The organism is Mesocricetibacter intestinalis (genome assembly GCF_004363295.1).
Taxonomy (GTDB): domain Bacteria; phylum Pseudomonadota; class Gammaproteobacteria; order Enterobacterales; family Pasteurellaceae; genus Mesocricetibacter; species Mesocricetibacter intestinalis.
Genome location: NZ_SNYQ01000001.1, coordinates 426,651 through 438,819, shown reverse-complemented (window position 1 = coordinate 438,819; position 12,169 = coordinate 426,651). Strand labels below are relative to the sequence as shown.

The window sequence follows — 12,169 nt, the reverse complement described above, 5'->3', positions numbered from 1 at the left end:
TTTTTAAGCTCTTCACTGCGACTCTTCAGCCGCTGCGCGATTATTTATAACGTCTGAACACTAAGGTCGCATTGGTACCGCCGAAGCCGAAGCTGTTCGACATAACCGTTTGCAAACCGGCTTTTTCTTTGGTTTCGGTAACGATATTTAAACCTTCGGCCTGCGGATCCATAGTTTCGATATTAATACTCGGCGCAATAAAGTCGTTTTCCAGCATTAACAGGGTATAAATGGCTTCATGCGCACCTGCCGCTCCGAGAGAATGGCCGGTCATTGATTTTGTCGAAGAAATCGGCGGTACCTTATCGCCGAATACCGCTTTAATTGCGGCTAATTCCTTCACATCGCCCACCGGCGTTGAAGTTCCGTGCACGTTAATATAATCAATCGGCGTATCGATATTTGCCATCGCCTGTTTCATACAACGCTCGGCCCCTTCGCCGCTCGGAGCTACCATATCATAGCCGTCGGAAGTAGCGCCGTAGCCGATAATTTCGGCATAAATTTTAGCACCGCGCGCCAACGCATGTTCAAGTTCTTCAACCACAACCACTGCACCGCCGCCGGCGATAACAAAGCCGTCGCGATTGGCGTCATAAGCGCGGGAGGCTTTACTCGGGGTTTCGTTATATTTAGTGGAAAGTGCCCCCATGGCATCAAATTCGGTAGCGCATTCCCAGGATAATTCTTCCGCACCGCCGGCAAATACGATATCCTGTTTGCCTAACTGAATAAGCTCCCAGGCATGCCCAATACAATGAGCGGAAGTCGCGCAAGCGGAACTCATACTGTAGTTTACGCCGCGAATTTTATAAGGCGTCGCCAAACAGGCGGAAGCGCTGGAAGCCATGGTTTTGGTAACTGCATAAGGGCCGATGGCTTTTACACCGCGCGGACCGCGAACCGCATCACAGGCGACCAGCTGGCTGTGAGCAGACCCCGTACCCGCCCCAATTACCAGGCCGGTACGATCATTGGAAACCTGATCTTCGCTCAATCCCGCATCTTCAATCGCCTCTTTCATGGAAAGATAAGCATAAGCCGCCGCATCCCCCATAAAACGATAAACCTTACGATCAATAAGTTCCGCCGGATTTAATTTTATTGTTCCCGCAATATGGCTGCGCATACCAATATCAACAAAAGCGGGAACCGTTTCAATTCCTGATTTTCCCGCTTTTAATGCTGCCAAAACTTCTTCTTTATTATTGCCGATGCTGGAAATCACACCGAAACCGGTAATCACCGCTCTTTTCATTATCTGTATTCCTTAATGGGTTAGAATAAACCAATTTCAACTTACATTTGTTAGCTGAACGTTAATGTACTATGAAATCGGCAGATTGCAAGTACTAATAATAACGTTCGACCAGTTAGACATACCGAACCGGCCGCCTTTCGCCTAAGCTTAAAAATTGGGGTATTATATACGAAGATCAAACTCAACCAAAGGAAATAACGCCCGATGTTAAAGGTTAGTCCGGCTAAAATTCATTTTAACCTGCAAAATACTCCGGTATCGGAACAATTCGACGATATCTATTTCTCCAATCAGGACGGCATTGCCGAAAGCCGCTATGTTTTTCAACAGGGGAATAATTTATCTCAACGCTGGCGGGACTGCCGTACCGAACATTTTACCATTGCCGAAACCGGTTTCGGTACCGGGCTGAATTTTTTTACCCTGATCGAAGCCTTTCGCCAATTTCGCACTGAATACCCCGAAGCGCCCCTCAAGCGCCTGTTTTTTATTTCCTTTGAAAAATATCCTCTCAACAGGGAACAACTCGAAACCGCACATCGGGCCTATCCGCAGTTTACCCGCCTCAGTAGCGAGCTCCGCGCCCACTGGCCCTTGTCCCTCGCCGGCTGTTATCGTATCCATTTTGCCGAAACCACATTGGATATCTGGCTCGGAGATATTGCGGACAACCTGCCGCAACTGGGCGATTATATGCAAAATAAAATCGACGCCTGGTTTCTGGACGGCTTTGCACCGAGCAAAAACCCGCAAATGTGGAACCATAACCTCTATACGCAAATGTTCCGCTACACGCGCCCGGGCGGTACCTTTGCCACCTTTACCGCCGCCAGTGCGGTCAGAAAAGGGCTGCAAAGCGCCGGTTTTCAGGTAAATAAACGTAAAGGCTATGCACAAAAACGCGAATGTCTGCAAGGAGAAAAGCCCCTTGAAGCCAATAACTTCGAATACCTTAGCCCCTGGTACCTGGCTCAAGCGGCGGATCTTTCCGCAAAGGCGGATATCGCGCTGATCGGCGGCGGAATCGCTTCATTATTCAGCGCCCTCAGCTTACTCGAACGGGGAGCGACAGTTACCCTTTACTGTGCGGACGAACAACTGGGGCTGAATGCCTCCGGGAATAAACAGGGCGCATTTTACCCGCAGCTGAGCGACGACGATATACGCAATATCCGCTTTTATATTCATGCCTTTGCTTACGGACGGCAACGGCTGGAGCAGGCTATCGCCCGCGGAATCGAATTCGAACATGAATTCTGCGGTGTGGCACTTTGCGGTTACGACCCCAAAAGCGCCCTAAAACTGGACAAAATCGCCGCCTACCGATGGCCGGAAGAATTATATATTCCCCTGGATCAGCAACATCTCAGCGCAAAGGTCGGATTACCCCTGCCTTGCGGCGGCGGCTTTATTGCCCAAGGCGGCTGGTTGGCGCCGCGACAATTTGTGCAAAATACTTTCGCTTATTTAGAATCTCTGGGGTTGAAAATAAAAACTCGGCAAAAAATCACCGCACTTTCTCGGGAAAAAGAGCAATGGCGCTTAACTAACGCACAGGGAGAAAGCTTTTTTCACCGGGTGGTGATTCTGGCAAACGGTCATCAGGTTCATCGTTTCCCGCAGAGCGCACCTCTGCCCCTTTACCCCGTACGCGGTCAGGTCAGCCAAATACCCACCTCGCAACAGCTGTTAAAGTTGAAAAGCGTACTCTGCTACGACGGTTATCTTACCCCGGCGGATCAGGCGCAAAGTTCTCATTGTATCGGCGCCAGCCATGTACGCAATTGTGAATCGCGGGAATTCAGCCTGCAAGAGCAACAGGAAAATCAGCATAAGCTACAACATAATCTGGCGGTGGACTGGGTTAACGAAGTGGATTGTTCGGACAATCTGGCGCGCATAGGGATACGCTGTGCGGTACGGGATCGTATTCCCCTGCTCGGAAATCTCCCGGACTTTCAGCGTCAGATTGAAGATTACCGTAATATTTTTAATCTGCGCCGACGCCGCCAAGAAATAAAAGCGGCGGCAAATTATGAAAACCTATATGTGATTGCCGCCCTGGGTTCGCGCGGCCTGACTTCGGCGCCTCTGTTGGGCGAAATTCTGGCTTCCTTAATCTATAACGAGCCGCTTCCGCTCAGTGAAGATCTGCTGCACCAACTCAGCCCGAACCGCAGCTGGATAAGAAAGCTGTTGAAAGGAAGCGCAGTAAATTAAACTGCGCTTCCGAGGGCATTGGCAAAGAGCGATATAATCCCGAGGGAAGCGATAAAAAGCTTTGCCTTTAACGCCGTAGCTCAACGCAACGGCTTCCCCGCCATATATGATGCGTATACAAATTCAGCTCTCGGACTCAAGACGGCTTAGCTTCATATATAAGGGACAAATAATGCGCTAATTTGACAGTCAGGCCATTTTTATGTAGCATTCGCCACGCAATTTAAAAAGTTGCTATCTATATCTATACCGCCGAAGGTTAGATAAATATTCGTTAAATTTATTCAATCGGCTTTTCCGCCATCAGCTATGCCTTGCTTCCTGCAAGATTGCATCAGATTTCCGCCCCGCAGGGCGTTGTCAACTTAAATATTCTGCTTTATCCTGCCGATAATATCTTTTCGCAGGTTGATCAAAAATATAGATTTTGAACTATTAACTTTATTTGTCAGGGAACATGACAAAATTATTTTCCGTGCCGGGAAACTTAATATTAAACGGAATTAGATTTTATATGTTGGAGAAGAAAATAAGATGAACATATTACAAAAAATACGAGCCACAACAACCTTAAAAGGCCCGATTTTTATCCCTACCCTGACATTTGTAGGATTAGTCGCTATTTTTTGTTCGATATTCCCCGAACAGGCTCAAACCACATTAAATAACGCAAAACTATGGGTATTCGCTCATTTCAGTTGGTTCTATATTCTGGCAGGCTCAATTTTTTTCCTGTTTCTGATGTTTTTATGTGTCAGTAGCCTGGGCAGTATCCGCTTAGGAGCGGATACCGATGAACCGGAATATCCCTTTATGTCTTGGATCGCCATGCTATTCGCCGCAGGAATGGGGATCGGTTTAATGTATTTCGGCGTAGCGGAGCCTATGCTGCATTATTTACATCCGTTACAACAGGGACTTTCAGAGTCGGAACGCATGAAAGATGCGATGATGACGACCTTTTATCACTGGGGAATTCATGCTTGGGCGATTTATGCGGTCATAGCACTGGTATTGGCCTATTTTGGCTTCCGCTACAAACTCCCCTTAACCGTACGCTCGGGTTTTTACCCTTTACTGAAAAACCGGATTTCGGGTTTTTGGGGACATCTGATTGATACGGTGGCCCTGTGCAGTACTATTTTCGGTTTAACCACCACCCTGGGCTACGGCGCCATGCAAGTGAATGCCGGTTTTAATCATCTGGGAATGTTGGATGGCAATAGCTTCGGCATATTGGCGGTAATTGTTATTGTCGCCATGGTGTTATCCGTTATTTCAGCAATTTCCGGGGTGGGGAAAGGGGTAAAGATCCTCAGTGAAATTAATCTAATCTTAGCCGCTTTATTATTGATCTTTGTTGTTGTGGCGGGACCGACCTTATTTCTATTCTCCGGCTTAACCGAAAATCTGGGCTATTACTTCAGTTCATTACTGGAACTAAGTTTCCGTACCTTTGCCTATGAACCGGAAAATAAAGGTTGGTTAAGTAACTGGACTATTCTCTACTGGGCATGGTGGGCATCTTGGGCGCCCTTTGTCGGCACCTTTATTGCTAAAATATCTAAGGGTCGAACCATCCGTGAATTTATTTTAGGCGTCTTATTCGTTCCTTCCCTATTTAATATTTTATGGATGACCAGTTTCGGCGGCTCCGCTATATGGCTGGATCAGCAAACGGGAGGCGCATTGGCGGCGATTAGCGGCAATACGGAAGACTTGTTATTCGGCTTCTTCAACCAATTACCCTTCGGCCTTATTGCATCAATAACCGCAGTAGTCGTTATTTCCATTTTCTTCGTAACCTCTGCGGATTCGGGTATTTTTGTCCTCAACAGCATAGCCTCTCAGGGAGATGAAGGCGCGCCGAAATGGCAAAGTATTCTATGGGGCGCCTTACTTGCCATTTTAGGCTTATCCTTGCTTTATTCCGGCGGTTTATCATCGCTGCAAACCATGACATTAATTATTGCGCTACCCTTTATGGCAATTATGATAGCCCTGTGCTTCGGCTTATGGAAAGGACTAATGGTGGATAGCCAGTATTCCGGTAAAAAATTCTCACAGGGCAGCGCCTCTTGGACCGGTAAAGGTTGGAAAGATCGTTTGGAAAAAATCGTTAATCCTACCGATCGCAAAGATATCCGACGTTTTATTAACCAAGTGGCACGCCCCGCCTTCAGAGAACTGGTAGAAGAATTTGAAAACCATGATTTAACCGCGCGCATGAACTTTTTTGAGGGCAAAAATCCGAAAATTGAATTTGAAGTGGTCAAAGAAAACTTACGCAATTTCTTATACGGTATTGAATGCCAGTCCCGCGAATTATCCGATTTAGTCGTGGAAGACAGTAACGTACCTAATATCGATGAAAGTAAAATCTATGAACCCATCACTTATTTTTTCGACGGACGTCAGGGTTACGATGTGCAGTATATGACAAAAGAGGAATTAATTGCCGACGTATTAAAACAATATGAACGCTTTATGAATCTTGCTATGGACGACAGCCATAACTTGATGACCGCCGATGTGGAAAATATGGGCGAATCGAGCGACAACAACATGCAATAATCGCCGCAATAATAAAGGGGGAAAATCCCGATAAAAAATGCCTTTACTCACAAGTAAAGGCATTTATTTTCCATAAGTTAAAGAAATTAAGGTTTATAGATAATTTCTACCCCTTCCTCATCTTCTTCGGACCAGTCATCGTCCCAGTCCTCATCATCTTCATCGAATTGTGTCAGCTGTTGCTGATGATAATCTTCCCATTTGAATTTCACCTCTTCCGCTTCCGCCGTTTCTTGCTCGCTCTCACGCGGGTGCGCTTCAATAAAATCCATAATATCTCGGGTCAGCGGCAGAATATTTTGCCCGCTGGCGGCGGAAATCAGGTAATAATCCTCTTCCCAACCGAGGCGCTCGGTAATTTCCTCCGCTCTCCGGCCGGCCTCTTCCTCGTCCAGGGTATCAATCTTATTGAACACCAGCCAACGGGGTTTATCCGCCAGACGTTCGCTGTACTGGAATAATTCGGTTTCGATAACGGCGATATTATCCGCAGGATCCGACTCATCAATAGGTGCGATATCCACCAAATGGATCAATACTCGGCAACGCTCCAGATGCTTTAAGAAGCGGATACCTAATCCCGCCCCTTCGGAAGCTCCTTCAATCAGCCCCGGAATATCCGCCACCACAAAACTGCGGTTGGCATCCACCCTCGCCACGCCAAGACTAGGTACCAGAGTGGTAAAAGGATAGTCCGCCACCTTCGGTTTTGCCGCCGAAACCGCACGGATAAAAGTGGATTTACCGGCATTCGGCAAACCGAGCATTCCCACGTCCGCCAACAGCATTAATTCCAGCTGCAAATCCCGTTTCTCACCCGGGGTACCCATGGTTTTCTGGCGCGGCGCCCGATTCACCGAAGATTTAAAGCGGGTATTGCCCAAACCGTGATAACCGCCTTTTGCCACCAGCATTTTTGCCCCATGTGCGGTTAAATCTCCCAGCACTTCTTTAGTGTCATTATCAATGGCACGGGTACCTACAGGCACGCGCAAACTAATATCTTTACCGCGGCGACCGGTACAATTTGCACTACGACCGTTTTCTCCTCTTTCGGCGGCAAAACGTTTTTCAAAACGATAATCGATTAATGTATTCAGATTTTCGTCCGCAATCAAATAAACGTCGCCGCCGTCGCCGCCGTCGCCGCCGTCAGGGCCGCCCTTAGGTATATATTTTTCCCGTCGGAAACTAACACAACCGTTACCGCCGTCCCCGGCTTCGACCCGAATCAAAGCCTCATCAATAAATTTCATGCTTTCACCTGCTTCTTAATAGTTCTGTGTCGCCGAACCCTCAGCGACAGGGAAGAATTAGCTTCTCTTGCGGCGGCTAAACAGTTTATGCCCCACCGCAGATAAAATAGCCCCTAATACTACAATAAATGCGCCCAGATAACTAATCAAATTTAATTCCGGTGCCGGAAAGTAGCGGGGCAGCAAATAATGAAAAAGATGGGCGAACAAAATCGTAAACAGCGGCACCAGAGTAATAATTACGCTGACCTTGGATACTTCCCAGCGATTCAGCGCCTCGGCATAAGCACCATAACCGATCAGGGTATTCAAACAACAGTAAATAAAACAAATTAGACTAATTCCCTGTAAGCCGCTCACCTGAGTAATTTCAACAAAGGGGGTAAAAACCAGTGCGCACCCCATATACATCATCATTAGGATTTGCTGCGCGCTGAAACTACGCAGCAAAATTTTTTGCGCCATACCATAGCCGACCCAAACCATTGCGGCGGTAATGCTCAGCATCACCCCGAAGGAATAGCGATTTATACCAAACAGGCTGTCAAAACGATCATTAAAAAACAATCCCAGCCCAAGCAGCAAAATCCCCAATCCGATCTTCTGATAACGCCCCAGCTTTTCTTTAAAAATCACCACACCGCACAACAGCATCATAAAAGAAGATAAATGAATAAAAATCTGCGCCACCGCCGGGCTGACATAGTTCAAGGAAGAATTAAATAAAAAGAAATTACCGGCCAAACCCACAACCCCGATAATCACCAACCAACCGTAGGTGCGGCCGGACTGACGCAACTCGGGTAATTTTTTTCGGCTCCCTAACAACAGAAATAAAGCCAAGGAAGCGACCGCAAAACGATACCAAACGATACTCTGTGCATTCATTACCGCCAAAACTTGTTGTAACGCCAGCGGCAAAGAACCCCAGGCCATAGCGGCAATCAGCGCGAACAGAGCGCCCAAAACCGGTTGTTGTTGCATATATCACCTTATTAAAACGAAATTATTCTTCCGCACCGAAACGGAATATATCAGTCGGAAAAAACTTGGAAATTTTCAACCGCACTTTTCTATCGGCATTAACCTTGCCGGATACGATTGAAAAACTTATGCCCTACGGCAGAAAATAACGCGCCCGACACCACAAAGGCCGCTCCGCAATAACTAAGCGTATTCAGCTGCTGATCGGCAAAAAACTGTGGCGCCAGATAAAATAGCAGTTCGGAAAAAATAATGGTAAATACCGGTATCTGCGTCATCATGGCGCTGACTTTGGAAACCTCCCACAAATTCAGCGCCTCCGCATAGCAGCCGTAAGCAATCAGGGTATTGGCGCAACAGAAAAGCAAGCAGGCAAACTGAAAGGGAGTTAAGGTAAACACCTGCCCCTTATCGGCAAAGGGAGTAAAGAGTAAGGCGCAGCCGATATAGATCACCAGCAGAATTTGCTGAGCGCTGAATTTATACAGCAGCATTTTCTGCGAAATCCCATAAACCACCCAGATTACACTGGCAATAAAGGCGATTAGAACCCCCTTAAAATAAAGGTTCATACGGGCAAAATCATCAAAACGATCATTAAAAAACATGAGCAGACCGATAATCAGTATCAGCAGCCCTATTTTCTGATGCGCCCCCATTTGCTCTTTGAAGATCTTCACGCTGGCAAACAGCATCATAAAGGAACCCAAAGGTCCCATCACCTGACTGGTGCTCGCCGAAATATAATTTAATCCCAGATTAAATAAAAAGAAATTTCCCGATAACCCGAAAATCCCAAGCAGAATATAACGGTAAAAACGCCGATTCAGCTGTCCGAGGCGAGGCAGATTGCCCCGCCAAGCCATAAATAGCGAAAGGCCGACCGCCGCCGCAATAAAGCGATAAAAAACGATCGTCTGAGAATTCATCGCCGTTACCAGTTGTTTTACCGCAATGGGCAACATTCCCCACATAAGTACGGCGATTAATGCGTAAGTAAAGCCTAATAAAGGTTTCTGCTGCATGCTCATTCACCAGATAAGAAAAAGAAAGCCCACCCTTGCCGGGAACAACAACTAGCATAGCGCGTTAAATAAAAAAACCCCACAAAAATTTGTGGGGTCGATTATTTTAAACTGAAATTACTCGGCTACGATACTTACGTATTTACGGTTTTTCTCGCCTTTAACTTCAAATTTTACTTTACCGTCTGCGGTTGCGAACAGGGTATGATCGCGGCCCATACCTACGTTTGAACCTGCGTGGAATTTAGTTCCGCGCTGACGTACGATAATGCTGCCCGCTAATACGGACTCGCCGCCGAAACGTTTAACCCCTAGGCGTTTAGCTTCAGAATCGCGACCGTTACGAGTTGAACCACCAGCTTTTTTAGTTGCCATCTACTTGATCTCCTCTGAAATTATGCCTGAATCCCAGTGATTTTCACTTCTGTGAACCACTGACGATGACCTTGTTGTTTACGGCTGTGTTTACGACGACGGAACTTAACGATTTTTACTTTTTCGCCACGACCGTGTGCAACAACTTCAGCCACTACTTTACCGCCGGCAACAACCGGGGTACCGATTTTAACATCTTCACCGTTAACGATCATCAACACTGAATCAAATTCAACTGATTCACCGGTTGCTTTCTCAAGTTTTTCTAAACGAACAACCTGGCCTTCGCTCACACGGTGCTGTTTACCGCCACTTTGGAAAACTGCGTACATAAATACTCCGCTATATTTGTGCCTCTATGTCTTATTCATTTCTGGCACAGACAAATCATATAAATAGGTCGCAAATTCTACGGAAAAATCCAACCGATAGCAAGCCTTTCTTCACAATATCATGAAAAATTTCCCGAAATGCCGGCTTGAGTTTCGAAACGCCGAGAAATCGGGTACAATTCACCGCACTTTTCTCAAAACTTAACCGGTAACCGGCATCATGACAGCTAAACACGACTTAATGGATCTCTCCGCCGTTCAGGCGCTGATTGAAACCGATATGCAAAAGGTAAACGCCGCTATCCTGAAGCAGCTTGATTCGAACGTGGTACTGATCAACCAACTCGGTCAATATATTATTCAAAGCGGCGGCAAACGTATTCGCCCGATGATCGCCAACCTAACGGCAAGAGCGCTCAATTATCAAGGCGATAAGCATATCGACTGTGCGGCATTTATCGAATTTATTCATACCGCCACCCTATTACATGACGATGTGGTGGACGAATCCGATATGCGCCGCGGCAACCCTACCGCCAACGCCCGTTTCGGCAATGCCGCCAGCGTACTGGTCGGCGATTTTATTTATACCCGCGCCTTTCAGATGATGACCCGTCTGGATTCCCTCAAAATCCTGCGCATTATGTCGGACGCCACCAATGTTATCGCCGAGGGGGAAGTGCAGCAACTGATGAATATCTGCAATCCGGATACCACGGAAGAAAACTATATGCGTGTAATTTATAGCAAAACCGCACGCTTATTCGAGGTTTCCGCTCAGACGGCCGCAATTGTCGCCGGTGCCGATACGGCCTTGGAAAGTGCCATGCAACAATACGGACGCTATCTGGGAACCGCCTTTCAGCTGGTAGATGATGTACTGGATTACAGCGCAAATGCCGGAGCCTTGGGTAAAAACCTGGGAGATGACCTAGCCGAAGGCAAGCCTACGCTGCCTTTACTGCACGCCATGCAACAGGGAAACCCACAGCAGGCGGCGCTGATTCGAAGTATTATCGAACAAGGCGGAAATCGTACGGCCTTGGAGGAGGTACTGGCGATTATGCAGGAACATCGTTCCTTGGATTACGCCATGGGCCGAGCCGAACAGGAAGCGCAAAAAGCTATTGAAGTTATCGCTCCTCTGGCGGACAGCGAATATAAACGGGCTTTAATTTCACTGGCATATTTGTCGGTAAAACGCCATTATTAAATTTTACTTTTTATATCGGAACTTTATGACTGAACAAACCAAACCGACGGAACAATCCGTCCAACCTCAAGCACACAGCTATAGCGGCAAAAAGAAAGAACGCAAAGCAGCCAAAGATCCCAACGCCCCCTTTGTGCGCCCTAAGCTGGAACTCCCCGGCGGACATAATAAACTGCTGCTGCATTCCTGCTGCGCTCCCTGCTCCGGCGAAGTAATGGAAGCTATTCGCGCTTCAGGTATCGATTTCACCATATTCTTTTATAATCCGAATATTCACCCTTTAAAAGAATACTTAATTCGGAAAGAGGAAAATATCCGTTTTGCCCAGAAGTTCGGCATTCCCTTTATTGATGCGGACTACGACCGTCAGCAATGGTTTGATCGGGCCAAAGGTATGGAAGACGAGCCGGAGCGCGGTATTCGCTGCACCATGTGCTTTGATATGCGTCTGGAAAAAGCGGCGGAATACGCCCACAACCACGGTTTTCCGGTTATCACTACCTGTCTGGGCATTTCGCGCTGGAAGGATATGAACCAAATTAATGGTTGCGGACATCGTGCTGCGGCAAAATACGACGATGTTGTATTCTGGGATCATAACTGGCGCAAAGGCGGCGGTTCGGCGCGCATGATCGAAATCAGCAAAAGGGAACAATTCTATCAGCAAGAATATTGCGGTTGCGTTTATTCCCTACGCGATTCCAATAAATGGCGCGAAGCCAACGGACGCCCCAAAATTGAAATCGGCGTCCTCTATTACGGTGCGGACTGATAAAAGGAAAATTTTCGGTAACATCAGCCTAAATGCGGAAAACCGGTTTTACTCAGCAAAAAACTTCGGCAAAAACCACCGCTCTTTTAAAGCTCAAGCAGTATTTATCCTGCCGATACCGAAACCGACAGTAACGACCTTGAGGTAAGAAAAAAGA

General features: G+C 47.1%; 10 protein-coding genes. 4 read left to right on the top strand and 6 right to left on the bottom strand.

Going from position 1 to position 12,169, the window contains the following annotated elements:
- Positions 1 to 40: 40 nt before the first annotated feature.
- The gene (fabB, locus tag EDC45_RS02005) at positions 41 to 1,258 is read right to left on the bottom strand and encodes a beta-ketoacyl-ACP synthase I (RefSeq protein WP_133542942.1); all 1,218 of its coding nucleotides are present in this window, start codon (positions 1,256 to 1,258) and stop codon (positions 41 to 43) included.
- A 207-nt stretch (positions 1,259 to 1,465) separates the two neighbouring features.
- On the opposite strand from fabB, the gene mnmC reads away from it, so the two are divergent.
- Positions 1,466 to 3,481 carry a bifunctional tRNA (5-methylaminomethyl-2-thiouridine)(34)-methyltransferase MnmC2/FAD-dependent 5-carboxymethylaminomethyl-2-thiouridine(34) oxidoreductase MnmC1 gene (mnmC, locus tag EDC45_RS02000; RefSeq protein ID WP_133542940.1) on the top strand — a complete coding sequence of 672 codons (2,016 nt, stop codon included), beginning with the start codon at positions 1,466 to 1,468 and terminating at the stop codon, positions 3,479 to 3,481.
- A 534-nt stretch (positions 3,482 to 4,015) separates the two neighbouring features.
- Complete coding sequence (locus EDC45_RS01995) at positions 4,016 to 6,055, top strand: BCCT family transporter (RefSeq protein WP_133542938.1); 2,040 nt, start codon at positions 4,016 to 4,018, stop codon at positions 6,053 to 6,055.
- Between the two features lie 86 nt (positions 6,056 to 6,141).
- Here the strand turns inward: EDC45_RS01995 and cgtA are convergent, their stop codons facing one another.
- The 5 genes from cgtA to rplU all read right to left on the bottom strand — a co-directional run bounded on the left by cgtA (position 6,142) and on the right by rplU (position 10,027).
- On the bottom strand, positions 6,142 to 7,311 hold the full coding sequence (gene cgtA, locus EDC45_RS01990) for an Obg family GTPase CgtA (protein ID WP_133542936.1): 1,170 nt from the start codon (positions 7,309 to 7,311) through the stop codon (positions 6,142 to 6,144).
- 57 nt (positions 7,312 to 7,368) lie between these two features.
- The gene (locus tag EDC45_RS01985) at positions 7,369 to 8,295 is read right to left on the bottom strand and encodes a DMT family transporter (RefSeq protein ID WP_133542934.1); all 927 of its coding nucleotides are present in this window, start codon (positions 8,293 to 8,295) and stop codon (positions 7,369 to 7,371) included.
- A 98-nt stretch (positions 8,296 to 8,393) separates the two neighbouring features.
- Positions 8,394 to 9,320 carry a DMT family transporter gene (locus tag EDC45_RS01980; protein ID WP_133542932.1) on the bottom strand — a complete coding sequence of 309 codons (927 nt, stop codon included), beginning with the start codon at positions 9,318 to 9,320 and terminating at the stop codon, positions 8,394 to 8,396.
- A gap of 117 nt (positions 9,321 to 9,437) precedes the next feature.
- Positions 9,438 to 9,695 carry a 50S ribosomal protein L27 gene (gene rpmA, locus EDC45_RS01975; protein WP_133542930.1) on the bottom strand — a complete coding sequence of 86 codons (258 nt, stop codon included), beginning with the start codon at positions 9,693 to 9,695 and terminating at the stop codon, positions 9,438 to 9,440.
- Between the two features lie 20 nt (positions 9,696 to 9,715).
- Entirely contained in the window at positions 9,716 to 10,027 is a 312-nt protein-coding gene (gene rplU / locus EDC45_RS01970; RefSeq protein ID WP_133542928.1) for a 50S ribosomal protein L21, read from the bottom strand.
- A gap of 241 nt (positions 10,028 to 10,268) precedes the next feature.
- Here rplU and ispB point away from each other — a divergent pair, with 241 nt between their 5' ends.
- Both ispB and EDC45_RS01960 read left to right on the top strand, forming a co-directional pair.
- Positions 10,269 to 11,240, top strand: coding sequence for an octaprenyl diphosphate synthase (gene ispB, locus EDC45_RS01965; RefSeq protein WP_133543254.1), 972 nt, complete (start codon positions 10,269 to 10,271; stop codon positions 11,238 to 11,240).
- A gap of 25 nt (positions 11,241 to 11,265) precedes the next feature.
- Positions 11,266 to 12,012 carry an epoxyqueuosine reductase QueH gene (locus tag EDC45_RS01960; RefSeq protein WP_133542926.1) on the top strand — a complete coding sequence of 249 codons (747 nt, stop codon included), beginning with the start codon at positions 11,266 to 11,268 and terminating at the stop codon, positions 12,010 to 12,012.
- Positions 12,013 to 12,169 lie beyond the last annotated feature (157 nt).

Bases quoted from the DNA above. Each gene is read 5' to 3' on its own strand.
- fabB (WP_133542942.1), bottom strand. From the start codon at position 1,258: ATGAAAAGAGCGGTGATTACCGGTTTCGGTGTGATTTCCAGCATCGGC.
- mnmC (WP_133542940.1), top strand. From the start codon at position 1,466: ATGTTAAAGGTTAGTCCGGCTAAAATTCATTTTAACCTGCAAAATACT.
- EDC45_RS01995 (WP_133542938.1), top strand. From the start codon at position 4,016: ATGAACATATTACAAAAAATACGAGCCACAACAACCTTAAAAGGCCCG.
- cgtA (WP_133542936.1), bottom strand. From the start codon at position 7,311: ATGAAATTTATTGATGAGGCTTTGATTCGGGTCGAAGCCGGGGACGGC.
- EDC45_RS01985 (WP_133542934.1), bottom strand. From the start codon at position 8,295: ATGCAACAACAACCGGTTTTGGGCGCTCTGTTCGCGCTGATTGCCGCT.
- EDC45_RS01980 (WP_133542932.1), bottom strand. From the start codon at position 9,320: ATGCAGCAGAAACCTTTATTAGGCTTTACTTACGCATTAATCGCCGTA.
- rpmA (WP_133542930.1), bottom strand. From the start codon at position 9,695: ATGGCAACTAAAAAAGCTGGTGGTTCAACTCGTAACGGTCGCGATTCT.
- rplU (WP_133542928.1), bottom strand. From the start codon at position 10,027: ATGTACGCAGTTTTCCAAAGTGGCGGTAAACAGCACCGTGTGAGCGAA.
- ispB (WP_133543254.1), top strand. From the start codon at position 10,269: ATGGATCTCTCCGCCGTTCAGGCGCTGATTGAAACCGATATGCAAAAG.
- EDC45_RS01960 (WP_133542926.1), top strand. From the start codon at position 11,266: ATGACTGAACAAACCAAACCGACGGAACAATCCGTCCAACCTCAAGCA.